23 protein-coding genes, 2 pseudogenes and 1 riboswitch are annotated in these 25044 nt (G+C 64.3%); of the genes and pseudogenes, 17 read left to right on the top strand and 8 right to left on the bottom strand.

Features of this window, described 5'->3' with window-relative positions:
- Positions 1 to 46 precede the first annotated feature (46 nt).
- Positions 47 to 1243, top strand: coding sequence for a phosphoglycerate kinase (locus tag PE067_RS00545; protein ID WP_276187341.1), 1197 nt, complete (start codon positions 47 to 49; stop codon positions 1241 to 1243).
- A 65-nt stretch (positions 1244 to 1308) separates the two neighbouring features.
- Here PE067_RS00545 and PE067_RS00540 read toward each other — a convergent pair whose 3' ends face one another.
- Together PE067_RS00540 and PE067_RS00535 are read right to left on the bottom strand one after the other, a co-directional pair.
- Entirely contained in the window at positions 1309 to 1545 is a 237-nt protein-coding gene (locus tag PE067_RS00540; protein WP_276187340.1) for a hypothetical protein, read from the bottom strand.
- A gap of 18 nt (positions 1546 to 1563) precedes the next feature.
- Positions 1564 to 1809, bottom strand: coding sequence for a hypothetical protein (locus tag PE067_RS00535; protein ID WP_276187339.1), 246 nt, complete (start codon positions 1807 to 1809; stop codon positions 1564 to 1566).
- 129 nt (positions 1810 to 1938) lie between these two features.
- Between PE067_RS00535 and PE067_RS00530 the strand changes: the two genes are divergently transcribed.
- The 7 genes from PE067_RS00530 to PE067_RS00500 all read left to right on the top strand — a co-directional run bounded on the left by PE067_RS00530 (position 1939) and on the right by PE067_RS00500 (position 10077).
- Entirely contained in the window at positions 1939 to 2868 is a 930-nt protein-coding gene (locus PE067_RS00530; RefSeq protein ID WP_276187338.1) for a class I fructose-bisphosphate aldolase, read from the top strand.
- A 142-nt stretch (positions 2869 to 3010) separates the two neighbouring features.
- The gene (gene ftsY, locus PE067_RS00525) at positions 3011 to 4093 is read left to right on the top strand and encodes a signal recognition particle-docking protein FtsY (RefSeq protein ID WP_276187337.1); all 1083 of its coding nucleotides are present in this window, start codon (positions 3011 to 3013) and stop codon (positions 4091 to 4093) included.
- Between the two features lie 149 nt (positions 4094 to 4242).
- Entirely contained in the window at positions 4243 to 5541 is a 1299-nt protein-coding gene (locus PE067_RS00520) for an extracellular solute-binding protein (protein WP_276187336.1), read from the top strand.
- Positions 5542 to 5614: 73 nt separating this feature from the next.
- Positions 5615 to 6574 carry a sugar ABC transporter permease gene (locus PE067_RS00515; RefSeq protein ID WP_276187335.1) on the top strand — a complete coding sequence of 320 codons (960 nt, stop codon included), beginning with the start codon at positions 5615 to 5617 and terminating at the stop codon, positions 6572 to 6574.
- A 4-nt stretch (positions 6575 to 6578) separates the two neighbouring features.
- On the top strand, positions 6579 to 7421 hold the full coding sequence (gene ugpE / locus PE067_RS00510; RefSeq protein WP_276187334.1) for a sn-glycerol-3-phosphate ABC transporter permease UgpE: 843 nt from the start codon (positions 6579 to 6581) through the stop codon (positions 7419 to 7421).
- Positions 7421 to 8503 carry a sn-glycerol-3-phosphate import ATP-binding protein UgpC gene (locus tag PE067_RS00505; RefSeq protein WP_276187333.1) on the top strand — a complete coding sequence of 361 codons (1083 nt, stop codon included), beginning with the start codon at positions 7421 to 7423 and terminating at the stop codon, positions 8501 to 8503. The genes ugpE and PE067_RS00505 overlap by 1 nt, the downstream gene beginning before the upstream one ends.
- A gap of 272 nt (positions 8504 to 8775) precedes the next feature.
- Positions 8776 to 10077, top strand: a complete 1302-nt coding sequence (locus PE067_RS00500) for an MFS transporter (protein ID WP_276187332.1) — start codon at positions 8776 to 8778, stop codon at positions 10075 to 10077.
- Positions 10078 to 10142: 65 nt separating this feature from the next.
- On the opposite strand, the gene ychF is transcribed toward PE067_RS00500, so the two are convergent.
- Positions 10143 to 11240: a redox-regulated ATPase YchF gene (gene ychF / locus PE067_RS00495; RefSeq protein WP_276187331.1), complete on the bottom strand. Its 1098-nt coding sequence runs from the start codon at positions 11238 to 11240 to the stop codon at positions 10143 to 10145.
- 60 nt (positions 11241 to 11300) lie between these two features.
- On the opposite strand from ychF, the pseudogene PE067_RS00490 reads away from it, so the two are divergent.
- The 7 genes and pseudogenes from PE067_RS00490 to PE067_RS00460 all read left to right on the top strand — a co-directional run.
- Positions 11301 to 11720 (top strand): annotated as a pseudogene (locus PE067_RS00490) (VOC family protein); the annotation flags it as partial.
- Positions 11721 to 11891: 171 nt separating this feature from the next.
- A complete protein-coding gene (gene trpA / locus PE067_RS00485; protein WP_276187356.1) occupies positions 11892 to 12686 on the top strand; it encodes a tryptophan synthase subunit alpha in 795 nt (264 codons plus the stop codon).
- Positions 12679 to 12972, top strand: coding sequence for a VOC family protein (locus tag PE067_RS00480; protein ID WP_276187330.1), 294 nt, complete (start codon positions 12679 to 12681; stop codon positions 12970 to 12972). The genes trpA and PE067_RS00480 overlap by 8 nt, the downstream gene beginning before the upstream one ends.
- A complete protein-coding gene (locus tag PE067_RS00475) occupies positions 12969 to 13451 on the top strand; it encodes a GNAT family N-acetyltransferase (protein ID WP_276187329.1) in 483 nt (160 codons plus the stop codon). Before PE067_RS00480 ends, PE067_RS00475 begins: the two co-directional genes overlap by 4 nt.
- Positions 13452 to 13470: 19 nt before the next feature.
- Positions 13471 to 14094, top strand: coding sequence for a lysoplasmalogenase family protein (locus PE067_RS00470; RefSeq protein ID WP_276187328.1), 624 nt, complete (start codon positions 13471 to 13473; stop codon positions 14092 to 14094).
- A 33-nt stretch (positions 14095 to 14127) separates the two neighbouring features.
- Positions 14128 to 14850 (top strand): molecular chaperone DjiA, encoded by a 723-nt coding sequence (locus PE067_RS00465; protein ID WP_276187327.1) that lies wholly within the window; start codon positions 14128 to 14130, stop codon positions 14848 to 14850.
- A gap of 66 nt (positions 14851 to 14916) precedes the next feature.
- Positions 14917 to 15414 (top strand): hypothetical protein, encoded by a 498-nt coding sequence (locus PE067_RS00460; RefSeq protein WP_276187326.1) that lies wholly within the window; start codon positions 14917 to 14919, stop codon positions 15412 to 15414.
- A gap of 3 nt (positions 15415 to 15417) precedes the next feature.
- Here the strand turns inward: PE067_RS00460 and PE067_RS00455 are convergent, their stop codons facing one another.
- Positions 15418 to 17307 carry a TonB-dependent receptor gene (locus tag PE067_RS00455; RefSeq protein WP_276187325.1) on the bottom strand — a complete coding sequence of 630 codons (1890 nt, stop codon included), beginning with the start codon at positions 17305 to 17307 and terminating at the stop codon, positions 15418 to 15420.
- Between the two features lie 141 nt (positions 17308 to 17448).
- Positions 17449 to 17649: riboswitch (cobalamin riboswitch) on the bottom strand.
- Between the two features lie 109 nt (positions 17650 to 17758).
- Positions 17759 to 19714: an acetate--CoA ligase gene (acs, locus tag PE067_RS00450; RefSeq protein ID WP_276187324.1), complete on the bottom strand. Its 1956-nt coding sequence runs from the start codon at positions 19712 to 19714 to the stop codon at positions 17759 to 17761.
- 222 nt (positions 19715 to 19936) lie between these two features.
- Here acs and PE067_RS00445 point away from each other — a divergent pair, with 222 nt between their 5' ends.
- Complete coding sequence (locus PE067_RS00445) at positions 19937 to 20473, top strand: pyridoxamine 5-phosphate oxidase (protein WP_276187323.1); 537 nt, start codon at positions 19937 to 19939, stop codon at positions 20471 to 20473.
- A gap of 11 nt (positions 20474 to 20484) precedes the next feature.
- Here PE067_RS00445 and PE067_RS00440 read toward each other — a convergent pair whose 3' ends face one another.
- From PE067_RS00440 to PE067_RS00430, 3 genes and pseudogenes are all read right to left on the bottom strand, one after another.
- The gene (locus PE067_RS00440; RefSeq protein ID WP_276187322.1) at positions 20485 to 22083 is read right to left on the bottom strand and encodes a hypothetical protein; all 1599 of its coding nucleotides are present in this window, start codon (positions 22081 to 22083) and stop codon (positions 20485 to 20487) included.
- Positions 21968 to 22774: a glycosyl hydrolase family 28-related protein gene (locus PE067_RS00435; RefSeq protein WP_276187321.1), complete on the bottom strand. Its 807-nt coding sequence runs from the start codon at positions 22772 to 22774 to the stop codon at positions 21968 to 21970. Before PE067_RS00435 ends, PE067_RS00440 begins: the two co-directional genes overlap by 116 nt.
- Before the next feature lie 124 nt (positions 22775 to 22898).
- Positions 22899 to 24481: pseudogene (locus PE067_RS00430) on the bottom strand (lysine--tRNA ligase).
- 87 nt (positions 24482 to 24568) lie between these two features.
- On the opposite strand from PE067_RS00430, the gene PE067_RS00425 reads away from it, so the two are divergent.
- Positions 24569 to 24991 (top strand): tellurite resistance TerB family protein, encoded by a 423-nt coding sequence (locus PE067_RS00425; RefSeq protein ID WP_276187320.1) that lies wholly within the window; start codon positions 24569 to 24571, stop codon positions 24989 to 24991.
- Positions 24992 to 25044 lie beyond the last annotated feature (53 nt).

Genomic DNA, 25044 nt, shown 5'->3' with positions numbered 1-25044 from the left:
TCGGAAAACCCGCGACGACAGCGATGCACCGTGAAAGGACGCAGGAATGGCAGATTTCAACACGATCGACGACCTTGATCTGGACGGCAAGATCGTCCTGACCCGCGTCGATATCAACGTGCCGGTCGAAAACGGCCGCGTCACCGATGCCACCCGGATCGAAAAGATCGTGCCCACGGTCAAGGATATTCAGGCCAGGGGCGGCATTCCGGTTCTGCTGGCACATTTCGACCGCCCCAAGGGCCAGCGCGTCGACGCGATGAGCCTGAAGCAACTGGTCCCCGCGCTGGAATCGGCGCTTGGCCAGCCCGTGAAATTCTCGGACGAGGCCATCGGCGGCCCGGCGAAACGCGCCGTGGCCGATCTGGTCAAGGGCGATGTGCTGCTGTTGGAAAACACCCGCTTTTATCCGGGCGAGGAAGCCAATGATCCGACATTTGCGGCATCGGTCGCCGCTTTGGGCCAGATCTACGTCAACGACGCCTTTTCGGCGGCGCATCGCGCCCATACCTCGACCGAAGGCATCGCGCGGCTGCTGCCTTCGGCCGCAGGGCGGTTGATGGAGGCCGAACTCAGGGCGCTGGACGCGGCGCTTGGCAACCCCGACCGCCCGGTCACCGCCATCGTCGGCGGCGCCAAGGTGTCCACGAAACTGGAGCTGCTGACCAATCTGATCGAGAAGGTTGAACATCTCGTGATCGGCGGCGGCATGGCCAATACCTTTCTGGTCGCCCAGGGGATCGAGGTCGGCACATCGCTGGCCGAACGCGACATGGCGGATACGGCGCGCGAGATTCTGGAAAAATCCGCCGGCGCGGGCTGCACGATCCACCTGCCGGTCGATATCGTCGTGGCGCGCGAATTCGCGGCGAATGCCCCGTCAGAGGTCCTGCCCGCCGATCAATGCCCGGCGGATGCGATGATTCTGGATGCAGGCCCGGCAACCGTCGCCGCGATTTCCGAGGTCTTTGCCGCGTCGCGCACGCTGATCTGGAACGGCCCGCTTGGCGCCTTTGAAATCCCGCCTTTCGACGCGGCAACCAATGCGGCGGCACAGGCTGCGGCGGCACTGACGCGCGACGGCAAGCTGGTGTCGGTCGCTGGCGGCGGCGATACCGTGGCCGCGCTGAACAAGGCGGGCGTGGCCGATGATTTCACCTATATCTCGACCGCGGGCGGCGCTTTTCTGGAATGGATGGAGGGCAAGGAACTGCCCGGCGTCGTCGCGCTGACGAAAGGCTGACCGCGACCTATCTGGTGGATCGGATCAAGGGGCCTGCGCGGCCCCTTGACTTTATATCCGGGCCGCTATTGCGCGGGGCTGGCCGGATCGGGTGCCGGTGCGGACGGATCGGGCGCCGGCATCTCTTGCTGGATTTCCGGATTGCGCGACACGTCCCCTTCCTCGACCGGCCCTTCCTCGACCGGATCAGAGCCAAGGAACCAGAATGCCGCCAGCGCCGCGACGACCACGGCGGCAAGAATGGCGATCAGGGCCGCAGGATGGCGGCGCGCAGCGCGTTCGGGATCGGTGTTGTGGCTCATGAAACCTCCTTTGCCAGTCTATTGGGTGGCGGGTGTGCCACCCGTCGCGGGCGCCGGTTCCTCCGCCGGGGTGGTGGCGGGGGCCGGGGCTGACGCGTTCGGGTCGTGGATCACGTTGCGTTCGATATCGGTCGATTCCGTGTCGCGCGAAAGCACGAACAGGAATGTGCCGATGGCGATCACAAGCGCCAGGATCAGCACCGCGAAAAACGGCCGGTTCTGACGGATCTGTTCGGGAATGCCTGCCGGATCTTCATTTGCCATGATGGTTTCTCCTGACAATGACACAGGGTTAACCGCGATGGCCCCCCGCAGGTTCCCGTTAGCGCAATCTGCGTTGCGCCCCTGTCAAGGTCTGGTAAGCAGCGGACAATCCCGAATCTGGAGTTGACGATGCAAATGACCGATACCGTTCGCAAGATCCTGGCCAATTATGAAGGCGAGACGCCGGGCGTGAAGGCGCAGCTTGCCCGGATGCTGATGACCGGGAAACTGGCAGGCACCGGCAAGATGATCATCCTGCCCGTGGATCAGGGTTTCGAACATGGCCCGGCGCGCAGCTTTGCGCCCAACCCCGGCGGCTATGATCCCCATTACCACTACCAACTGGCGATCGACGCGGGGCTGAACGCCTATGCCGCGCCGCTTGGCATGATCGAGGCCGGCGCCGATACCTTCGCCGGCCAGATCCCGACCATCCTGAAAGTCAACAGCGCCAACAGCCTGATGTCGGAAACCGCAGGCAAGAACCAGGCGATCACGGCATCCGTCGACGATGCGCTGCGCCTTGGCTGCGCGGCCATCGGTTTCACCATCTATCCGGGTTCGGACATGGCGCTGGACATGATCGAGGAGATCGTCGAGATGCGCAAGGAAGCCGCCGCCAAGGGCGTCGCCAGCGTCGTCTGGTCCTATCCGCGCGGCGAGGCGATCACCAAGGACGGCGAAACCGCCATCGACATCGCCGCCTATGCCGCCCAGATCGCGGCCCTGATCGGCGCCCATGTCATCAAGATCAAGCTGTCGACCGACCATCTGATGCTGCCCGAGGCCAAAAAGGTCTATGAGGACAAGAAGATCGACATCGCGACCCAGGCCAAGCGCGTCGAACATTGCATGCAGGCGGCCTTCAACGGGCGCCGCATCGTCGTGTTCTCGGGCGGGGCCGCGAAAGGGGCCGATGCGGTTTACGACGATGCCCGCGCAATCCGCGACGGCGGCGGCAACGGTTCGATCATCGGGCGCAACAGCTTCCAGCGTTCGCGCGCCGACGCGCTGGAGATGCTGGGCAAGCTGGTCGACATCTATCTGGGCAAGGCCTGATTTCGCCGGATGCGGTGGGGGTTTCACACCCCCACACCCCCGTGGGGTATTTTCGTGATGAAGAATGAGGGGCGCTGCGGGCGCCCTTTTCCTTTTGCCGCGAAAGCCCTAGTTTCTACGGCGAAGGCAAAAGGGTGGACTCATGTCGTTTTTTTCCAAGCTGCGCGATCGGTTGACGCGATCCTCGTCGAGGATCGGCGAGGGGATCGACGATATCGTGGGCGAGGCGCCGCAGGCCACGCGGAGCGAGGCGCCAGAGGAAACCGGTCTGGCCCCTGCCCCCGCGCCCGGTTTGCCGCCCATGCCCGCGCCGGTCGAGCGTCCGGCCGAAGAGGCGCGGCCGGGGATGCTGGGGCGGTTGTTCGGGCGTGGCGATGCAGCAGAGCCGCGGCGCGAGCTGGACGACGGGATGCTGGAAGAGCTGGAGGACATGCTGGTTCAGGCCGATATGGGTGTCGAAACGGCCCTGCGCGTCACCGCCAATATCGCCGAGGGGCGTTTGGGGCGGATGATGTCGTCGCGCGAGTTGAAGGGTTTGCTGGCCGATGAGATCACGCGGATCATGACCCCGGTGGCGCGGCCCTTGCCGATCTATCCGAAGAAGCCACAGGTCGTGCTGGTGGTGGGCGTCAACGGTTCGGGCAAGACCACGACCATCGGCAAGCTGGCCAGCCAGTTCCGGGCGGCGGGCAAGAATGTCGTGATCGCGGCGGGCGATACCTTTCGCGCGGCGGCGGTCGAGCAGTTGCAGGTCTGGGGCAGGCGCGCCGGTGTGCCGGTGCTGACCGCGCCCGAAGGATCCGACCCGGCCAGCCTGGCCTTTGACGCGATGGTTCAGGCGGAACGCGACGGCGCCGATCTGCTGATGATCGACACCGCCGGGCGTTTGCAGAACCGTCAGGACCTGATGGAGGAACTGGCCAAGATCGTCCGGGTGATCCGCAAGAAAGACCCATCGGCGCCGCATAACACCTTGCTGGTGCTGGATGCGACCACCGGCCAGAACGCGCTGAGCCAGGTTGAGACCTTTCGCAAGTTGGCCGATGTGTCGGGTCTGGTGATGACCAAGCTGGATGGCACGGCGCGCGGCGGGGTGCTGGTCGCGCTGGCCGACCGCTTTGGCCTGCCGATCCATGCGATTGGCGTGGGTGAGCAGATCGACGATCTGGATGCCTTTGACGCGGGCGATTTCGCGCGCGCGCTGGTCGGGGTCGAGCCGCGCTGATTGCCGCGATTTGTCTGGACAAATGGCGGCACGGATCGTGCCGACAGAGGCGAAATCCGCGCATGTCATGAAAGTTTTATGCCCGCGTCAAGCGGGTGTCACGGCGGTTCCCTACTGCGCTGCGAAAGCTCGACACAAGGGGACAGAAGATGAAACGCACCTTTGCCATGGCCGCGATTGCCGCCATCGCCGCGCAGGCGGCCCATGCCGAAACCACCGCCATCACCTGGTGGCACGGGATGGGTGGCGCGAATGAGCAGGTGATCAACCAGATCGCCGAGAAATTCAACGCGGCCCAGCAGGCCTGTGCCATCACGCCCGTGTCCAAAGGCACCTATGAGGAGGCGCTGGCCTCGGGGATTGCGGCGTTCCGGTCGGGCGAACAGCCCAATGTTATCCAGATCTTCGACGCGGGTGCCGCGACGATCATGAATGCGCCGGGTGCCACCATCCCGGCCGAGGATCTGCTGGCCCAGAACGGCCATGCCTTTGACCGCGAAGCCTTTATTCCGGGCGTGCGCTGGTTTTATGCCGATGCAGAGGGCAAGTTCGTGGGGATGCCGTTCAATTCGTCCGCCCCGATCATGTATGTCAATGACGAGGCGCTGGCCAAGGCGGGCGTCAGCGCGCCCAAGACCTGGGCCGAATTCGCGGAAATCGCCCCCAAGCTGAAAGAGGCGGGCTATATCCCGATGACCGCCAGCCAGTTGACCTGGATGTTCTTTGAGAATTACTTCTCGCGCAACAATGTCGAAATGGCCAGCAATACCAACGGTTACGACAGTTTCGACGGGACGCGGCTGCTGGCGACGCAACCCCAGATGATCGCCTTCTGGACGCGGCTGAAGGAATGGCACGACAACGGGCTGTTCGGGTTTTACGGTGCCGGTTGGGCCGACAACCAGAAACCTTTCGAGGAGGGCAAGGTCGCGCTGTGGATCGGGTCCTCGGGGTCGTTCGGCGGGCTGTCGCAGACCGCGAGCATGCCGTTTTCGGCCACTTTCATGCCCTATGACGAAACCGCGCCCGATGGCGACAAATCGACCTTTATCGGTGGTGCGGCGCTGTTTGCCTTTTCCGGCAAGCCCGATGATCAGAACGCCTGCACGGCAGATTTCTTCAACTACCTGACCACGACCGAGGTTCAGGCCTTTTACCATCAGGCGACCGGCTATGTGCCGATCACCACGGCGGCCTATGAAAAATCCAAGGCCGATGGCTGGTATGAACAGCATCCGCAGGCCGAGGTCGGCATCCAGCAGCTGATGCTGCCGCAGGGCGAATGGTCGCGCGGTTACCGGCTTGGCTTTTACCCGCAGATCCGCGTGATCGAGGAACGCGAGTTCAACAAGCTGTTTTCGGGCCAGACCACGGTCGAGGATGCCTTCAAGGCGATCGAGACCGAGGGCAACGAACTGCTGTCGCGTTTCGCCCGCACCTCGGGCTGAACGCACGACCTGAACGGTGCCGGGCCCGCGCAAGGGCCCGGCGCTGCCATTTCCGCCCCCGCAAGCAGGCCCGATGACCGAACTTTCCCATCTTCCCGCAACGCCCCGCACAGGTCTGCGCCGCTGGTATCGGGGCAGACCCGCCCTGCCCGCCAAGCGCGTGCAATTCGACCAGCCGCTGCTGCCCTGGCTGTTCCTGATGCCGCAGCTTGCGGTGATTTTCGTCTTTTTCTACTGGCCTTCGGCGCAGGCGATTTCATCGTCCTTTTACCTTGAGGACCCGTTCGGCTTTGGCGCGACCTTTGTCGGGCTGGAAAATTACGGCGCGGCGCTTGGGTCCGGCGAATATCGCAAGATCGCGGGGTTCACGGCGCTTTTCACGCTGCTGGTCACCGTCTTTTCGCTTGGGCTGGGGCTGTTGTTCGCGGTCAAGGCGGACAAGATCATCCGGGGCCGCGCGACCTATCGCACGGCGCTGATTTCGGTCTATGCGATTGCGCCGCCCGTTGCCGGGCTGATGGGGATGATGCTGTTCGACCAGCATATCGGGCCATTCGTCACACTGGCGGGCTGGTTCGGCTGGAACATGCAGGTCGGCATCGACTATTGGGATACGGCTTTCGCGCTGGTTCTGGTCTCTGTCTGGAAACAGGTGCCGTATAATTTCATCTTTTTCCTGTCCGGCCTGCAGGGGATCCCCGCCAGCGTCCGCGAAGCCGCGCTGATCGACTGCCGCAACGGGCTGACGCGCTTTCGCACCGCGATCCTGCTGCTGCTGGCGCCGACCGCGTTTTTCCTGCTGATCATCAACATCACCTATGCGCTGTTCGACACGTTTGCGGTGATCGACGTGATGGTCAAGGACAAGCCCGCCAACAACCCGATCACGCTGGTCTACAAGGTCTATAGCGACGGGTTTCGCGGCAATGACATCGGCGGATCGGCGGCGCAATCGGTGATCCTGATGGTCGTCGTGCTGATCCTGACTCTGGTGCAGTTCCGCTGGCTGGAACGGCGCGTGCATTACGGGTGATGCGATGAACCGAACCAACTTGATTGACCATGCGGTCCTGATCCTTGCCACGCTGTTCATGGTGCTGCCGGTGCTGGTCGCGATCATGACCTCGACCCATACGGCGGTGGATATCCATTCGAACGGGCTGTTTCTGACACCCGCGGGGCATGGGGCGGAAACCTATGCGGCCGTGCTGACCCGGCAGGGCGGTTTCACGGGTCAGGTCACCGGCACGCGGATGATGATCAATTCGCTGATCCTAGGCGTGGGCTTTGCGGTGGGCAAGATCGTCCTGTCGATGCTGGCCGCCTATGCGCTGGTCTATTTCCGCTTTCGCCTTGCCACGGTGATGTTCTGGATCATCTTCACGACGCTGCTGCTGCCGCTGGAGGTGCGCATCATGCCGTCCTATCAGGTGATGTCGGAACTGGGGCTTTTGAACAGCTATACCGGGCTGATCGTGCCCCTGCTGGCCTCTGCCACGGGGACGTTCTATTTCCGGCAGTTCTTCAAATCCGTCCCGGACGAACTGCTTGAAGCCGCGCGCATCGACGGGGCGGGACCGTTCAAATTCCTGATCGACGTGCTGATTCCGCTGTCGAAAACCATGATGGCCGCGATCTTCATCATCATGTTCGTCTATGGCTGGAATCAATATCTGTGGCCGATGCTGATGACCACGGATGAGCGGTTCTTTACCCTGATGCGCGGCATCAAGCAGATCCTGCAGGTCTGGGTCGGCAGCCAGATCCCCGATTACAACGAAGCATTCGCCCTTGCCGTTCTGGCACTGGCGCCCCCGGTTCTGGTGGTCGTCGTGTTCCAGCGCTGGTTCATCAAGGGCCTGACCGAAAGCGACAAGTGATGGCCTCGATCCAGATCACCAACCTGTCAAAAACCTATCCCGGCGCCTCCGGCCCTTCGGTCGCGGATATCAACCTGTCGATCCGGGACGGCGAATTCATCGTTCTGGTCGGCCCGTCGGGCTGCGGGAAATCGACGCTCTTGCGCATGGTCGCGGGGCTGGAGGACATCACCGGCGGCGAGATCCATATCGGCGACCGGCTGGTGAACCGCGTCGATCCCGCCGACCGCGACATTGCCATGGTGTTTCAGAACTATGCGCTTTACCCGCATATGACCGTGCGCGAAAACATGGCCTATGGGCTGAAGAACCGCAAAACCCCGGCCGCCGAAATCGAGGCCCGCGTGGCCGAGGCGGCGCGGATGCTGGAACTGCGCCCCTATCTGGACCGCAAGCCCCGCGCCCTGTCGGGTGGCCAGCGCCAGCGCGTCGCCATGGGCCGCGCCGTGGTGCGCCAGCCCGCCGCATTCCTGTTCGACGAACCGCTGTCGAACCTTGACGCCAAGCTGCGCGTGTCGATGCGGGGCGAAATCCGGCGGTTGCAGAAGCGGCTTGGCACGACCTCGCTTTACGTCACCCATGACCAGCTGGAGGCGATGACGCTGGCCGACCGGCTGGTGGTGCTGAACGGTGGCCGCATCGAACAGATCGGCGCGCCGCTGGACATCTATCACCGCCCCGCCTCGACCTTTGTCGCCAGCTTCATCGGCGCGCCCGCGATGAACCTGCTGGACGCCGAGATCGCCGGCGGCACCCTGCGGCTTGGCACGGTCGAAATTGCGCGGATCGCGACGGCGGCGCAGGGGCCCGTCTCGCTTGGGATCCGGGCCGAAGATCTGTCCATCGCCACCCAGGGCCTGCCCTTCCGCCTTGATTTCATCGAGGAACTGGGGGCGCAGCGCCTTGTCCACGGCCATGTCGAAGGCCAGCCGCTGACCCTGTCCCTGTCGCCCGATATCGCGATTTCGGATCAGATGCATCTGGCCATCCGTCCCGGCGCCCTGCATCTGTTCGACACCAACACCGGCAAACGCCTGTCCTTGCCGGAATCCGAACGGCAGCAGATCCACGCCCCGGCCTGACGGCAACCATCCCGCGCCCTCGGCGGATGGTCTGCGGCGCGTGGCCCGGTCGACCCCGTCCAGAGCGCGCCCCGGCCCCGTCGCATTCCTGCGCCGCGACTGTCGCAGCCCTGCAGGCGGCACTCCGTGCGCGGCGCGGCGCATTCCGTTACGCAATGGCCAAGGCCGGCCCCCGGCATTTCCCAGGTCCGGTTTCGCGTCACGCCGCAGTGCGATGTCCGCAAGGTCTTCGCCCCATTTCAGGCGTGGATATTTCTGGAGGAGAAATGAACGTGACCACCCCATCCGCGCATCCGGGCGGCATCCCGCTTGACGATGCGCCATTGAAGCCCATCCATATTCTGGCCGCCGCCGCGGTTCTGGGCGGCGCCATTCTGGACGGCTATGTGCTGGGCATCGTCGGCCCGGCGCTGGCGCTGGCCAAATCGGAAATGGCGCTGTCGGCGCTGAGCCAGGGGCTGATCGCGGCCAGCGCGCTGATCGGTGTCTTTATCGGCGGGCTGATCTTTGGCAATCTGGCCGACCGCTACGGTCGGCGCCCGGTATTTTCATGGAACCTGATTTCCTTTTTCGTCCTGTCCCTGCTGCAATTTTTTGTGCAGGAGGTCTGGCAACTGGTCGTGCTGAGGCTGGCCCTGGGGCTGGCCATCGGGGTCGAATATGCGGTCGGCACCTCGGTTCTGGCCGAATTCTCGCGGCGCAAGGGGCGCGGGGTCCTGCTGGGCAGTTTCTCGGTCGGCTGGCAGGTCGGCTTTACCGTCGCCTTTATCGTCGGCACGCTGTATGACGGCGGCGACTGGCGGTTTCTGCTGGCGACCAGCGCGATTCCCGCACTGATCACCTTTGTCCTGCGCATGGGCCTGCCCGAAACGCCGATGTGGCTGAATGCCCGCGGCCGCAGCGCCGATGCGCGCCGGGTCATCGACCGCCATTTCGGCCCCGAATATGCCATCCCCGAGGTCGAGCCGGAAACCACCCACCCCAGCCCGCGCGAGCTGCTGGTCGGGCCGAACAAGCGCCAGCACCTGTATTCCGGCCTGTTCTGGTTCTGTCAGGTCGGGCCGTTCTTTGCGATCTTCACCTTTATCATCCCGGTCTTTGACGCGCTTGGCATGCAGGACGAAACCACGGTCAACATCTGGCTGAACGGGTTGCAGATCGCGGGCGCGATCTTTGGCCTGTTCCTGCTGTATTGGCTGAGCCGCCGGTCCTTTGTCATCTGGACCTTTGCGGTGATGTTCGTGGCGCTGCTGGCCATCGGGGCACTGCAAAGCCCGCCGCTGTGGCTGATCGTCGCGCTGTTCGCGATCTACATGTTCGTGGCGCCTGCGGCCAACAACATCCAGTATGTCTATCCGGCCGAGATTTTCGACACCCGGCTGCGTTCGACCGGCGTCGGCTTTTCGGCGGCGTTTTCGCGGATTTCGGCGGCATCTGCGGTCTATCTGCTACCCTTTGCGCTGGAAAGGATGGGCGCTTCGGCAACCATGCTGATCATGGCGGCCTTCCCGCTGTTGGGGATGGTGCTGTCGATCCTCTGGGCGCCGGAAACCAAGCGCAAGATCCTGCGCTGAAACGACAAAGCGCCCGGATGGGCCCCTTTTCATGCAGCCTGTCTGGCGATCAGATTGTCTGGCGATTACGCGTTGAACAGGAAATGCAGCACGTCGCCGTCCTGCACCTCGTAGGATTTGCCCTCGACGCGGAACTTGCCGGCCTCGCGGGCACCGGCTTCGCCGTTTCCGGCGATATAGTCGTCATAGCCGACGGTTTCGGCGCGGATAAAGCCACGTTCGAAATCGCCGTGGATCACGCCCGCCGCCTGCGGGGCCAACGTGCCTTTCAGGATCGTCCAGGCGCGGGCTTCCTTGGGGCCGATGGTGAAATAGGTCTGCAGGCCCAGCAGGTCGTAGCCTGCGCGGATCAGCCGGTCCAGACCCGCCTCGTGCAGGCCCAGCTCCTCGAGGAACATCTGCGCCTCGTCGGGGGACAGCTGGCTGATCTCCTCCTCGATCCGGGCAGAGATCACGACGCAGCCCGCGCCCTGTTTCGCGGCCATTTCGGCGACGCGGTCGGACTGGCTGTTGCCGGTCGCGGCCTTGTCTTCCTCGACATTGCAGACGAACAGCACGGGCTTGGCGGTCAGGAGTTGCAGCATGTCCCGTGCCCGGCGGTCGTCATCGGCAACCGTGACGGTGCGGGCGGGGCGGCCGTCCGACAGCGCCGCCTGCGCCTGTTTCAGCAGCTTTTCCTGCGCGACCGCATCCTTGTCGCCGCCCTTGATCTTGCGGGCGATGTTCTGCAAACGCCGCTCGATCGATTCCAGATCGGCGATCATCAGCTCTGTTTCGATGGTTTCGGCGTCGGCCACCGGGTCGATGCGGCCCTCGACATGGGTGATGTCGCCATCCTCGAAACAGCGCAGGACATGGGCGATGGCGTCGACCTCGCGGATATTGGCCAGGAACTGGTTGCCCAGCCCCTCGCCCTTGCTGGCGCCTTCGACCAGCCCCGCGATATCGACAAAGGTGATGCGCGTCGGGATGATCTGTTTCGACCCGGCAATCGCGGCCAGCTTTTCCAGACGCGGATCGGGGACCGCGACCTCGCCGACATTGGGCTCGATCGTGCAGAACGGGAAATTCGCGGCCTGCGCGGCGGCGGTTTTCGTCAGCGCGTTGAACAGGGTCGATTTGCCGACATTCGGCAGACCGACGATCCCCATGCGAAAGCCCATGTTTCATCCCTTCTGATGCTGTTGGGCGCTATCTAGGCGGCACGCGCGCGCAAGTCCAGTATTGAGCCGCAACCGGGCCTGGGCAAAGATGCCCGGACAGCGCCCACAAACCAAGGCACAGCCACGTCCTACGACCCCTATATCCACTTTCAGGGCAACTGCCGTCAGGCGATGACGCGCTACCGGCAGATCTTTGGCGGGGATCTGCAGATCATGGACTGGGCGCAGGCGCCCGATGCGACGGACCAGATGCGCGCCTCGGGGCTGGTCATGCACGCCTCGCTGAATACGGGCGGCCGGGTGATCTTTGCGGGGGATTTCCCGCCCGGCATGACGGGCGATCCGCAGGCGGGCTTTGCGATCAGCCACACCGCCGCCAGCATCGACGAGGCGCGGCGGATTTTCGATGCGCTGGCCGAAGGCGGCGCGGTGATGCTGGATTTCGGCCCGACCTTCTGGTCGGATGGCTATGGCATGGTCCGCGACCGTTTTGCAGCACGCATTGGATGGTGGCGGGGCCGGAACGGCAGGGTCACGGGCCTTCCCACGCCGGTCGGGATTGATTTTCCCGCGCGGCCCGTGCAAACCCGGACAGGCCCTGACGGGCGCGCGAGCGGGGGATATCCCGATCATGATAAACTGGGGACTGGCATGACACGGATCGACGACACCTTTCAGCGCCTTGGGGCAAGCGGCGGCAAGGCCTTTGTCACCTATATGATGGCGTCAGATCCCGATTTCGACAGCGCCTTGCAGATCATGCGGGGCCTGCCCGGCGCGGGAGTCGACATCATCGAACTGGGCATGCCCTTCACCGATCCGATGGCCGATGGCCCGACCATTCAGGCCGCAGGCCAGCGCGCGCTGGAAGCGGGCGGCAGCGTCACCGAAACCCTGCGCATGGTCCGCGAATTCCGCGCAGGTGACGACACCACCCCGATCGTGCTGATGGGCTATTACAACCCGATCTATGCCCGCGCGGGCGGCGTCGCGCGTTTCCTGACCGAAGCGGTTCAGGCGGGCGTCGACGGGCTGATCGTCGTCGACCTGCCCCCCGAAGAAGACAGCGAATTGTGCATTCCCGCGCGTGACGCCGGGCTGAACTTCATCCGGCTGGCGACCCCCACCACGGACGAACGCCGCCTGCCCGCCGTCCTGCAAAACACCAGCGGCTTTGTCTATTACGTCAGCGTCACCGGCATCACCGGCAGCGCCGCCGCCGATGCCGCCAGCGTCGCCCCCGAGGTCGCCCGGATCCGCGCCGCCGCCGGACTGCCGGTCGTCGTGGGTTTCGGCATTTCCACGCCCGAGGCAGCGCGCGACATCGCCGGCGTCGCCGATGGCTGCGTCGTCGGTTCCGCCATCGTCAGGCAGATCGGCGAAGGGCGCCCCGTCGCCGAGGTGCTGGATTTCGTCGCAAGTCTGGCCAAGGGGGCGCATGGCTGACACGCCCGTTCCGGACCATCTGGCCGTCGCCTGCCGGAACCTTGATGAAGGTGCGGCATGGGTCGGGGCGCATCTGGGCATCCCGCCCGATGCCGGCGGCCGCCACCCCCGGACCGGAACGCATGACCACCCGCCCGATCACGGGCTGCGCCTGACCGCGCCGGAACTGAGCCATCCTGCACCCCCGCCCGATCTGCCGGTCGATGTTCCGCGCGTCACCCTGCGCGAGGGGCCCGTTGCCATCCGCGCCCGCATCCTGACCCCGAAAGGCCCCATCCCGCCATGACCCACCCTGCCATGATCCGCGACGCCACCCCCGACGATATCCCCACCATTGCCGCGATCTGGAACCCGATCCTGCGCGACACCGCGATTTCATTCTGGCCCGGCGAAAGATCCGAACAGGAGGTCCGCGATTATGTCGCCGAACGCCAGAAACAGGGCCATGCCGTGCTGGTTGCCGAAGAAGACGGGCAGGTTCTGGGCTTTGCCAGCTATGCGCAATTCCGCGCGGGCGGCGGCTATGCCCATTCGATGGAACACACGATCCACCTTGTCCCCGGCGCGCGCGGCAAGGGGCTGGGCCGCGCCCTGATGCACGCGATCGAAGATCACGCAAGGGCGCGCGGCGCACGGCTGATGATCGGCGGCATCACCGGGTCGAACGTGGAATCGCTGCGGTTTCACGAAAGGCTGGGCTATGCCGACTGGGGCCGGATCCGGCGGCGGGCCGCAAATTCGGTGAATGGCACGAACTTGTGCTGATGGGCCTCGACCTTCAGGCATGACCGCGCTGGTCGCCATCGGCGCAGCGCTGGCCCTGATCTTCGGGGCGTGCCTGACCGAGGCGCCGCCTTCGGCCCTGAAATCCCTGATCAAGACCGGGGCGACCAGGGCGCTGGCGCTGGCCGGGGTGGTCGCGGGGGCGCCTGCGCCGGTCATCGCCGGGCTGGCCCTGGACGCGCTTGGCGATCTGCTGCTGTCGCGCCCGTCGCAGCGCGCCTTTCTGGGCGGCATGGCGGCTTCGCGGTGGGGCATCTGGGCCTATCTGGCCGCCTTCCGGCCCCTGATCGGCGACGAGCCGCCGCCTGCGCTGGCACTGGGGGCGGGGCTGGTGCTGTTCGCCTCGGGCCGGGTCTGGCTCTGGCGCCATTGCGGCGCGCTGGCCCTGCCGGTCATCGGCTACAGCGCGATCATTTCCCTGATGCTGGCCTTTGCGATGATGCTGGGGCCGGGCTACCGGCTGGTCCGGATCGGCGCGCTGATGTTCACCCTGTCCGACCTGCTGCTGGCGCTGCGACTTTTCCGCGCAACCACGCCGCAGGTCCGGCACATCCTGTCGATGTCCCTGTGGCCGCTATATTGGGCTGGCCAGCTTTTGATCCTCCGGGGCTTTCTGCTGGCCTAGCACCGCGCCGGGAAAGCGCGTAACCTTGCGGGCATGGATGACCGCGCGACCTTTGCCGACACCCCCGAACTGCCAAAGCCCCGCAGCTTCTGGCGCCGAATCGCCGATCGTCTGGCGGTGCTGGTCGGTGCCTGCCCGGCGGCGACGCCGCCGGAAAAATCCGTGGCCTTTACCATCGCCGTGATCGCGCTTGGCGCGAAACTGGCCAAGGCCGACGGTCAGGTCGTCCGTTCCGAGGTCTCGGCCTTTCGCCGCGTCTTCGTCATTCCCCGGTCCGAGGAAAAGAACGCCGCCCGCGTCTTTGACCTTGCCCGTCAGGATGTCGCGGGGTTCGAGCTGTGGGCGCAGCGCGTCGCCCGCATGTTCCCGCCGGGCGATCCCGCCCTGCTGGACCTGATCGAGGGGCTGTTCATCATCGCCCTGGCCGATGGCGACCTGCACGAGGCCGAAATCATCTTTATCGACGAGGTCGCGCGCATTCTGGGCGTCAGCCCCGCACAGGTCATGGCCGCACGGATGCGCCACGACCCGAAACGCAAATGCCTGCCCTGCGACGTGCTGGGCGTCAGCGTCGACACCCCCCTGCCCGAGGCGCGCAAGCGCTGGCGCGACCTGATCCGCGAATCGCATCCCGACCGCGCCATCGCCCGTGGCCTGCCGCCCGAGGCGATCCGTCTGGCCGAGGCCCGCACCCGCGCCCTGAACGATGCACTGGACCAGTTCCGCGCCATGCGCCGCAGGCCGCAAATGGCCTGAGGCTGGCCTGTCCCGCCACCGCCCCGGTGTCGGGAAACCGCAGATTGCACCGCAAGAGAGTTCCGGATGAAAAAGACAGCCACCGCCCTGATCTGCGCCCTGCCCCTTCTGGCCGTCCCGGTGCTGGCGCAGGATGATTACCAGCCCCCCGCCGCCGATCAGGGCGTTGACGAGACCATGCCGGGTGACGCACCCGATGACGATCCGGGTTCGCTGCTCGAACGCGGCGCGCAAAGCCTGCTGCGCGATCTGTTCAGCGATGTCGAGCCGCATATGAACAGCATCACCCGCGAACTCGGCCTGCGGATCGAGGAGTCTTTCCCCGTGCTGAAGGATCTGGGCAATCTGATGGATGATATCCGCCATTATCAGGCGCCCGAGCGGCTGGAAAACGGCGATATCCTGATCCGCCGCAAGGCCGGTGCCCCGCCGCCGCCCGTGGTCAGCCGCCGCTTTCAGGATCTGGTCGAACCCTCGCCCGAAAACCGGCCCAAAGACAGCCCGGATGCGCTGCCCGCACCCGACGGCACGGGTGCGGGCAAAACGGGCGAGGTCGAGTTGTAGCCCCTACCAGGATGCGCTCAGCCCGATCTGGGCGCGGCGGCCCTGCCAGCCATAGCCCCAGGCCTGTTTCGCATCGGCATCGAACAGATTGTCAATGCGTCCGGTCAGCTTGATGTCATCGCTCAGCCGGTAATCGCCCCAGATGCCGACCGTGGTGAAATCGGGCAGTTCCGCCGCCGGATCGCCCCCGGACCAGCCCTGCGGCGCGACCATGCCCGCGACATGGCGCAGATCGCCGCCAAGCGTCACGCGACCGGCCTGCCATGCCCCGCCAAGAGTCAGTTCATGGCGCGGAACATAGGTGACACGACCACCATCCGGCAGTTTCGCGTCGATATAGCTGTAGCTGCCGCGCAGGGCGATATGGTCGCGGATCTGCCAGTCGCCTGCGATCTCGACCCCCTTGCGGACACTGTCGCCCGCGTAATTGACATAGCAGGTCTGGCCGCCGCAACTGCCCGCGCCGATCAGGTCGGTGAGCTTTTCGCGAAACAGCGTCACGTCGATGCGGGCGTCGGCAAGCCGCGCCTCGATCCCCAGATCAAGGCTGCGGTTGATTTCGGACGACAGATCGAGGTTGCCGATGCTGAAACCCGGATAGCCGAACAGTTCGGTAAAGGTCGGGTTGGCCATCCCCGCCCCGGCCGAGCCATGCAGCCGCAGCCCGCGCCCCAGATCCTGCGACAGCCCGATGGTCCAGCTGGTGAAATCGCGGAAACCCTTGTTTTCGTCGCGGCGCAGACCGGCCTGCACATCCAGCCCGCTGTCAAAGAATCCGCGATATTCCAGCGCGACCGAGCGGGTGCTTTTTTCCTGAACCGGCACATAGCTGTTCGATTCGTTCCAGCGCGTCCAGTCGGCCATGGCATTGACCATCTGCCCGGCCTGATCCACCGGCGCCCCGTCCAGCGACAGGCTGGCGCGGTATTTCAGCGCGCGGGTGATGCCCAGCATCTCATAGGGGAAATCGCCGGGAAATTCCTGCGCATAGCGGCTGCGCTCGTAGCTGAGGCGATGGGTCAGACGCCCGTCCAGCGTCGAAAGGCTGGCATAAAGCTGACCCGCGCGCTCATCCCGGCGGCTGGTCAGATCGGGGGTGTCGACCATATAGCCGGCTTCGTCCGAAGCCATCCAGTCGGAATTGTCATAACCATAGATTTCGCGCGCAAGGCTTTGGGAAAAGCCGATTTCCAGATCTTCGGTCGCCTGCCAGTCGCCGTTCAGCGACAGCGCACGGCGGCGGATCCCATCCCTTTCGCCTCCCTTGCCCGAGGCGTCATAGCCCTTGTCATGGCGCGTCGCATAGGACAGCGCCAGCCCGCCGCGTTCGCCCCGGACATGGGCGCGGCCCGACAGCGACCAGCCATTGCCCCGGGTTGCCGACAGCGCCCCGCCGCGCTCCTGTTCCGCGCCGCGCAGCGTCACGATATTGACCACCCCGGCCGAGGCGCGCGAGCCGAAGAACACCGATTGCGGGCCGCGCAGAACCTCGATCCGGGCGATGTCGTCGGTCGCCAGCCCCGACAGGACGTAATCGCCGCCGCCGCCCTGCGCCTCGACCCCGTCGATCAGGATCAGCGCGTGGTTCGCAGGCGCCCCGCGCATCCGCAGCGTCGCGAAACTGCCGCCGGTTTCGGTCACGGACACGCCCGGCAGGCCGGTCAGGGCCTGCTTGACCGACGAAATCCCCTGTTCGCGCAGATCATCCCCCGAAACCACCGAATAGGCCCGCCCATAGGCATCGGGCGCGATCGGGGACAGCCCGCCGCTGATGAAGACCGGGTCAAGCGTGATCGGCGCGGCATCCTGCGCCAGAACGGGTTGCGCAAAAGGCAGCGCGGCGGCCAGCAGCAGGGCGCGGCGCAAAGGGGTCTGGGTCTGGGATCGTGTCATGGTCTGACTACCTGAACATGGGCCCCGCGGCGCCATCCGGCCGGGGGGCAAGTGCGTAACGAGTCCGGACAGGCATGGGCCGGCCGCAGACGGTGATCGTCACCACTGCGGCAATCCGCTTTTCCTGGGCGCCCCGCCCCGGAAAATGGGTGATCGCACGGCAGGTCTCCTGACTTGCGGGTCGCTGCTTGGGCCGCCTTCCCGGGGGTGTCCCCAGTGGTCTTTGGCCGTCGCTCGCCGCTTACAGTTGCGGGGGCAGTTGCGGATCTGCACCGCATTCCCTTTTCATCCGGGCGTCCCGCCTGCGCGAAACGATCCGGAACCGTGCTGGCTCTTGTTTCGCCGCAAGATCACGATGCCGTCAAGTCCCGCCAAGGTCCTGGGGCCTGCACATGCGAAACGCCCGCCGGAATGCGGCGGGCGTGTCACAGTTTTCAGCAATGTTCCGGCGTCAGACGCGGTTCATGCGGTTTTCGATCAGCTCATCGACCACGGCGGGTTCGGCGAGCGTCGAGATATCGCCCAGACTGCCATAGTCGTTTTCGGCGATCTTGCGCAGGATGCGGCGCATGATCTTGCCCGAGCGGGTCTTTGGCAGGCCCGGCGCCCATTGGATCAGGTCAGGCTTGGCAATCGGCCCGATTTCGGTGCGGACCCAGACCTCAAGCTCCTTGCGCAGTTCTTCGGTCGGCTCGATCCCGTTCATCAGGGTGACATAGGCATAGATGCCCTGCCCCTTCAGGTCATGCGGGTAACCGACGACCGCAGCCTCGGCGACCTTGGCATGGGCGACCAGCGCCGATTCGACCTCGGCCGTGCCCATGCGGTGGCCCGAAACGTTGATGACGTCATCGACGCGGCCGGTGATCCAGTAATAGCCGTCTTGGTCCCGGCGGCAGCCGTCGCCGGTAAAGTAATAGCCCGGATATTGCTGGAAATACGCCTCCATGAAGCGGTCGTGATCGCCCCACAGCGTGCGCATCTGGCCCGGCCAGCTATCGGCGATGGACAGCACGCCTTCGACCCCGTTGCCCTCGATCAGCTCGCCCGATGTGGCGTCCAGAACGGCGGGTTTGACGCCAAAGAAGGGCAAGGTCGCGGCACCCGGCTTGGTTTCGATGGCGCCGGGCAGCGAGGTGATCATGTGGCCCCCGGTTTCCGTCTGCCAGAAGGTGTCGACGATCGGGCAACGGCCCTTGCCGACATGCTTGTCATACCAGACCCAGGCCTCGGGGTTGATCGGCTCGCCCACCGAACCCAGCACGCGCAGGCTGGAGAGGTCGTATTTCTCGACCCATTCGGGGCCCTGGCCCATCAGCGACCGGATGGCGGTCGGCGCGGTATAGAACTGGTTGACCTTGTGCTTTTCGCAAACCGCCCAGAAGCGACCGGCGTCGGGGAAGGTCGGCACGCCTTCGAACATGATCGTCGTCGCGCCATTCGCGAGCGGACCATAGACGATATAGCTGTGCCCCGTGACCCAGCCCACATCCGCCGTGCACCAGAAAACGTCGCCGTCCTTGTAGTCAAAGACATATTCATGCGTCATCGAGGCATAGGCCAGATAGCCGCCCGAGGTATGGACGACACCCTTGGGCTTGCCGGTCGACCCCGAGGTATAGAGGATGAACAGCGGATCTTCGGCCCCCATCGGGCGCGGCGGACATTCGGGGCTGACCTGCTCCATCATCGCCTTGACGTCGACATCGCGGTTCTGGACCCGGGTGGTCTGGTCGCCGGTATGCTTGACGACAAGGCAGCGCACCTTGTCCGAACAATGCAGCAGGGCCGCATCGGTGTTCGACTTCAGCGCGGTGCGGCGGCCGCCACGCGGCGCGGTATCGGCGGTGATGACGATCTTGGCGCCGCAATCGTTGATCCGGTTGGCCAGCGCATCCGGGGAAAACCCTGCAAAGACAATGGAATGAATCGCCCCGATCCGTGCACAGGCCAGCATCGCATAGGCCGCTTCGGGGATCATCGGCAGATAGATCACCACGCGGTCGCCACGCATCACCCCCTGGCTCAGCAACACGTTGGCAAAGCGGCTGACCTTTTCGGACAGTTCGGCATAGGTGATGTGCTGGGCCGGGGTTTCGGGATCATCGGGTTCAAAGATGATCGCGGTCTGGTTGGCGCGTTTGGGCAGGTGCCGGTCGATGCAATTGACCGCGACGTTCAGGACACCGTCCTCGAACCATTTGATCGAGACATCGGGGATCTGGAAACTGGTGTCCTTGACCTTGGTATAGGGCTGGATCCAGTCGAGCCGCTTGCCCTCTCTGCCCCAGAACCCTTCGGGGTCCTCGATCGATTCACGGTATAGCTTGTGGTAATTGTCCGCGTTGATATTGGCGTTTTCGAATCCGGGCGGAATCGGGTGTTTGGAAACAGCTTCAACAGACATAAACGTGGCTCCTCTCGACTTGCCGATGCTGCGGCTTTTCCGCGCCCGCTCCCCTTGGGGTCGCTGGAAACCGCAGACGGTTGGGGCAAGGTTAATCCGGTTTCCGCAGCGTCGTAAACCGGAATTGATCATGACTTTGGACCAAGGTCGAATGTTTGCGCTTGACAGTCGGCGATCTATTCACCCCTTGCCCCCGGCGGCGCTTTGACACAGGTTTCGCAGATGGAAGAAGATCCGATCCGAACCACCGATGACGAGGCGCGCGACATCGCCCGGCGCCTGATCCGGGACATGCGCCATGCGGTTCTGGGCACGCTTGACCCCGACAGCGGTTGCCCGCTGCTGACGCGGATCGCGATCCAGACCGATCATGACGGCACGCCGCTGGCGCTGCTGTCGGGGCTGGCCGCGCATAGCCGCGCGCTGGCCGCCGACCGGCGGGCCGGGCTGATGGTCGCGGATGGTACGGCGGTCAAGGGCGATGTGATGACCCATGCGCGGCTGTCGATCCAGGCGGTTGCGGTGCCCGCGGCACCCGACCCCGACCGCCGCGCCGCCTGGCTGGAGCGCGACCCCAAGGCCAGGGTCTATATCGACCTGCCCGATTTCACATTCTGGCGGATCGAGCCGCAGGGCGCGCTGCTGAACGCAGGCTTTGCCCGCGCCTATCGCCTGCTGCCCGCGGATCTGCTGCCGGCCGCGCCGGACATGGGAAAACCCCGGCAGGATGACTGCCGGGGTATTACTGCAACGGGCTGAACGGATGCGTCCTAGTCGGCGGTATCCATGCGGACCCGCACCGACAACTGCCCGCGTACCGGCGTCGTCCAGTTCACCGCCACCGATTTGCGCGCAACGCCATATTGCGTCTGCACCCATGGCATTTCAGTCACCCGCGCATTCGCGGCATTGACGATGGCCGCCTCGGCCACGACCGATTCCACCTTCCGCGCATTGCCCCGGAACGGCAGCGCATTCGAGGCATTGATGATCCAGCGGTTCGCCACCGTGTTCTGGGTCAGCGTCAGATCGACCGGATCTGCGACATATTGGTTGATGCCGTTGAACATATTGCCCTGAAACTGCAGGTTGCGCATCCGGGTGTAATCCATATCGGCATAAGTCGTATCGACCTTGTCGATGCGCTGCGCGCGGCCATACATCGCCTTGAACACATTGCCCATGACGCTCAGCCCGTGGATGAAATGCCCGGTGCCAAAGGGCTTCATCACCAGCCAGCAGAACCCAAGCGTCGAATTCGACACGAGGAACGTGTTGCCGGTGATCGTCAGCCCGCCAAAGGAATATTCGTCATTGGTGAAATTCGGCCGCGCGCTGTGTTCGTTCGTCCATTCGATCGAGGCATTGTCGATATAATTCCCCGTCACCGTCGTCTGGATATTGGTGCGCGTCAGCACCAGCCCCGCGAAACGCACCCCGGCCTGGGCATTGTCGCCCTGAAACCAGTGGTTGCCCTCGATGATATGGCCACCGCCATTGGCAACCATGAAATGGCCGAAGCGCACGAAACGGTTGTGGCGGATCTTGGCGTCGTTGTTGTTGACGTTGATCGCGATGGTCGTGCGGTTCTGCGCATTCATGGTCATTTCGTTCGACAGGAACTGGCAGCGGTCGACCAGAATGTCCTGACAACCCGTCCCGATCGAGGTGATGCCGCGATCCTTGGGCCGCGTCACATAGCAGTCGCGCATATGGATCATCGACCCCGTCGGCGCCAGCATCAGGCAACTGCCGATCCCGTCCAGCAGGAATTCGATATCCGCGATATTGAAGCGGTCAAGCCGCTCCATACCCGAAAAGTCAAACACATAGCGGTAACGATGAAAGGCATAGCTGCGCGTGCCCGCACCCCCGAACAGGGGTTGCGACAGGGTCAGCGTGCCCGCCCCGATATTGCGCGCCTGCACATAGACCTCGCGCCCGACACCCGCGCCGACGACCCGCGAGCCGACCTCGATATTGGCGACATTCGCAACGCCGGTCAGGACATATTCATTGTTGGGATTATAGGTCCCGACCGAATTGACGATGCGCGTGTTCCATGCCGGACCGTCGATCAGGGAAATCTGGCCGTTGGCGATCACCCGGCGGTTCGAAAACGACGTCAGCCCCGGCATGATCGCGGCCATGTCCAGCGGCTCGGTCAACTGGACGCTGCGCCCGCACAGGTCCAGCGTCGAATGATCGACATAGCCAAACAGCGCCTGCAGCGCGCGCTTCAGCCCTTCGGTCTCATCGCCGAAGGCATCGGCACACGGTCGGGAAATCGAAACTGGAATGCAGCGCCAGCCGCGCGGCGCGCGGCATGACCAGCGTGCCGCGAAAGCGGATCGGCGCGCGGATGGCAAGGGTGCTCGCGATGCGATAGCTGCCTTCGGGCACGACGATATGGCCGCCATTGGCCGCATTGTCCGCCGCGACAAAGGCCGCGCGGTCATCGGTCACGCCATCGCCCACCGCGCCATAATCGCGGACATCGACCCAATCCAGCATCTGCGGCAGAAAGGCGGCGGTGACATCTTCGATCACCAGATTTTCAACGCGGACCGATCCCGAATTCGCGCCCAGCAGGTCCAGACCGAAATGGCCATAGGTCGCATTGCGCCCCCAGGGCATGTCCACGCCGCTGCGCTGGCCGGTGCCGACCACGGCAGAGACCTCGACCACCTGGCCGTAACTGGTCAGCGTGACCTCGGGGCCGATCTGGACGGCGGCCGCGACATTGGTGCCCGCGGCATTGCCCGCCCATGCCGCGATGCGGACGCGCGGCATATTGCCCGCGATTGCCTTGACCCGCGTTGAAATGCGCAGATAGGTGCCGGGCCGGATCGGCGTGCGCCCCACATAGCGCAGCGAGGTCGGTTCCTGCGTTTTCAGGATTTCAAGGCAACCGCCGAAATCCTCATCGGCGGGGACGATCGCGGCATTGGCCTGTCCTGCCCGGGTCGGCGATCCCGGCGTTCCGTTGGTGCGCGACCAGACGCCCAGCCCACCGCTGAACGCGCGCGGCATCAAGGACGAATTGCCGATAATGCTCATGCCAGATGTCTCCCTTTGGCGAATACGGGCATCAGGCCCGTGCGGTCGGGAGGCAATCTCGAATCCGGCATTAACACCTTGTTAACGCGCGCGCCGCAACGGGCGGCGCGCAACAGGGGCAGGCTCAGCCCAGCAACTCGCCGGCCAGCGCGCTTTCGATCAGCGCGCGGGTTTCCTCGATGCCGAACAGCGCGATGAAGCCGCCGAAACGCGGCCCCTGATCGGCGCCAAGCTAGCACCTGGATACAGTGCCCGGAACCAGTCTTTCATCGGTTCGAACTGATGGTCGCGACCGATGGCAAAGACCATGGTCTGCAGGGCCTCGGCATCGGCGGGCTGGTCCCATGCGGCCAGCCGCCCGGCCAGATCCTCCAACGCGCGGCGTTCCTGATCGGTCGGCGCGCGGAATCTGCGGGTGGGCGCGACGAAATCGTTGAAATAGCGCACGGCGAATTCGGCCGCCTGATCCAGCGCGGGATTGGTTTCCGGGCTGGCCTCGGGCGCATAGCGGCGGATAAAGCCCCACAGCCCGCCCTTGTCCTTGGCCCCCGCGACAGAGGCGAGGTTGAGCAGCATCTGGAACGGCACGACCAGATCGCTGGCGGGCACCTCGCCGCCATGAATATGCCAGACCGGGTTCGCCAGCTGCTGTTCCGGCGTCTGATCCGGGTAGGCGCGCAGCTGCTGGTGATATTCATCGACGGCCTTGGGGATGACGTCGAAATACATGCGTTTCGCGGTCTTGGGCTTTTGATACATGAAATAGGACAGGCTTTCGGTGGCCGCATAGGTCAGCCATTCGTCGATCGACAAACCGTTGCCCTTGGATTTGCTGATCTTCTGGCCTTCCTGATCCAGGAACAGTTCATAGGTGAAATGTTCCGGCTTGCGCCCGCCCAGGATTTCGCAGATCCCGTCATAGATCGGGGTGTTGGTGCTGTGATCCTTGCCATACATTTCGAAATCGACATCCAGCGCCGCCCAACGGGCGCCGAAATCGGGTTTCCATTGCAGTTTCACATGGCCGCCCGTGACCGGCAGGGTCAGTTCCTGACCGTCTTCGTCGTCGAATGTGATCGTGCCGTTTTTCGCATCGACGTTTTTCAAGGGCACATACAGCACCTTGCCGGTTTTCGGGCTGATCGGCAGGAAGCAGGAATAGGTCTGCTGGCGTTCCTCGCGCAGGCTGGCCAGCATGACATTCATGATCGCGTCATAGCGTTCGGCCGCCAGCAGCAGCGTGTCGTCGAACCGGCCCGATTTATAGAATTCGGTCGCGCTGATGAATTCATATTCAAAGCCGAAGGTGTCCAGAAAGCGGCGCAGCATGGCGTTGTTATGCGCGCCGAAACTGTCGAACTGGCCAAAGGGATCGGGCACCGTGGTCAGCGGTTCCTGCAGATGCTGGCGCAGCATGTCGGTGTTCGGGACATTGTCGGGAACCTTGCGCATCCCGTCCATGTCGTCGGAAAAGCAGAACAGCCGCGTCGGGATGTCCGAAATCATCTGAAAGGCGCGGCGGATCATCGTCGTGCGCGCGACCTCGCCGAAGGTGCCGATGTGGGGCAGACCCGACGGCCCGTAACCCGTTTCGAACAGAACGTAACCCTTTTCAGGGTCCTTCTTTTCGTAGCGTTTCAGCACGCGGCGGGCCTCTTCAAAGGGCCAGGCCTTGGATTTCATCGCGGCGTCACGCAGGGTCGTCATGTCAGTCTCCATCGCTTGTGCATCCTCCGTATTGAAACTGCGCAAAATCGTCAATAATTGCTGGCGCAACACCAAAGGAAAGCTGCCATGACCATCGACCTGCCTTCGTTCTCGCCCTGTGATGCGCTGGTGGCGCTGATGGTCGCGGTTTCCGCGTCGGACATGAACATGCGCACCGCCGAACTGGTCGCGATCGAGCGCACGGTGAACCATGCCCCGATCTTCGCCAACTACGACATCGACCGGATCCGCGCCGTGTCGCAGACGGTCATCACGCTCTTCGAGGAAGAGGACGGGCTGGATGCCCTGTTCGGTCTGGTTCGCGATGCCCTGCCCGATGAACTGTATCTGACCGCCTATGCGCTGTGCTGCGACATTGCCGCCGCCGATGGCCGCTCGGGTCAGGACGAAGCCGTGATGCTGGCCGAAATCCGCCATCAATTCGCCATCGACCGCCTGCATTCGGCGGCCATCGAACTGTCGGCCCGGGTCCGCCATCAGGTGCTGTAGCCTTTTGTTCTTGCGCATTTTCGGACGCAAAAGCCGGTATCCGGTTTTGCTGA

The organism is Paracoccus sp. DMF-8, from assembly GCF_029309835.1.
GTDB lineage: Bacteria > Pseudomonadota > Alphaproteobacteria > Rhodobacterales > Rhodobacteraceae > Paracoccus.
This window is presented reverse-complemented; position numbering and strand designations above follow the sequence as displayed.

Coding starts and splice junctions, on each gene's coding strand:
- PE067_RS00505 (WP_276187333.1), top strand. CDS start 7,421: ATGGCCTCGATCCAGATCACCAACCTGTCAAAAACCTATCCCGGCGCC.
- ugpE (WP_276187334.1), top strand. CDS start 6,579: ATGAACCGAACCAACTTGATTGACCATGCGGTCCTGATCCTTGCCACG.
- trpA (WP_276187356.1), top strand. CDS start 11,892: ATGACACGGATCGACGACACCTTTCAGCGCCTTGGGGCAAGCGGCGGC.
- PE067_RS00520 (WP_276187336.1), top strand. CDS start 4,243: ATGAAACGCACCTTTGCCATGGCCGCGATTGCCGCCATCGCCGCGCAG.
- PE067_RS00425 (WP_276187320.1), top strand. CDS start 24,569: ATGACCATCGACCTGCCTTCGTTCTCGCCCTGTGATGCGCTGGTGGCG.
- PE067_RS00545 (WP_276187341.1), top strand. CDS start 47: ATGGCAGATTTCAACACGATCGACGACCTTGATCTGGACGGCAAGATC.
- PE067_RS00535 (WP_276187339.1), bottom strand. CDS start 1,809: ATGGCAAATGAAGATCCGGCAGGCATTCCCGAACAGATCCGTCAGAAC.
- PE067_RS00480 (WP_276187330.1), top strand. CDS start 12,679: ATGGCTGACACGCCCGTTCCGGACCATCTGGCCGTCGCCTGCCGGAAC.
- PE067_RS00460 (WP_276187326.1), top strand. CDS start 14,917: ATGAAAAAGACAGCCACCGCCCTGATCTGCGCCCTGCCCCTTCTGGCC.
- PE067_RS00465 (WP_276187327.1), top strand. CDS start 14,128: ATGGATGACCGCGCGACCTTTGCCGACACCCCCGAACTGCCAAAGCCC.
- PE067_RS00445 (WP_276187323.1), top strand. CDS start 19,937: ATGGAAGAAGATCCGATCCGAACCACCGATGACGAGGCGCGCGACATC.
- PE067_RS00530 (WP_276187338.1), top strand. CDS start 1,939: ATGCAAATGACCGATACCGTTCGCAAGATCCTGGCCAATTATGAAGGC.
- ftsY (WP_276187337.1), top strand. CDS start 3,011: ATGTCGTTTTTTTCCAAGCTGCGCGATCGGTTGACGCGATCCTCGTCG.
- PE067_RS00475 (WP_276187329.1), top strand. CDS start 12,969: ATGACCCACCCTGCCATGATCCGCGACGCCACCCCCGACGATATCCCC.
- PE067_RS00540 (WP_276187340.1), bottom strand. CDS start 1,545: ATGAGCCACAACACCGATCCCGAACGCGCTGCGCGCCGCCATCCTGCG.
- PE067_RS00435 (WP_276187321.1), bottom strand. CDS start 22,774: ATGAGCATTATCGGCAATTCGTCCTTGATGCCGCGCGCGTTCAGCGGT.
- PE067_RS00515 (WP_276187335.1), top strand. CDS start 5,615: ATGACCGAACTTTCCCATCTTCCCGCAACGCCCCGCACAGGTCTGCGC.
- PE067_RS00470 (WP_276187328.1), top strand. CDS start 13,471: ATGACCGCGCTGGTCGCCATCGGCGCAGCGCTGGCCCTGATCTTCGGG.
- PE067_RS00455 (WP_276187325.1), bottom strand. CDS start 17,307: ATGACACGATCCCAGACCCAGACCCCTTTGCGCCGCGCCCTGCTGCTG.
- acs (WP_276187324.1), bottom strand. CDS start 19,714: ATGTCTGTTGAAGCTGTTTCCAAACACCCGATTCCGCCCGGATTCGAA.
- ychF (WP_276187331.1), bottom strand. CDS start 11,240: ATGGGCTTTCGCATGGGGATCGTCGGTCTGCCGAATGTCGGCAAATCG.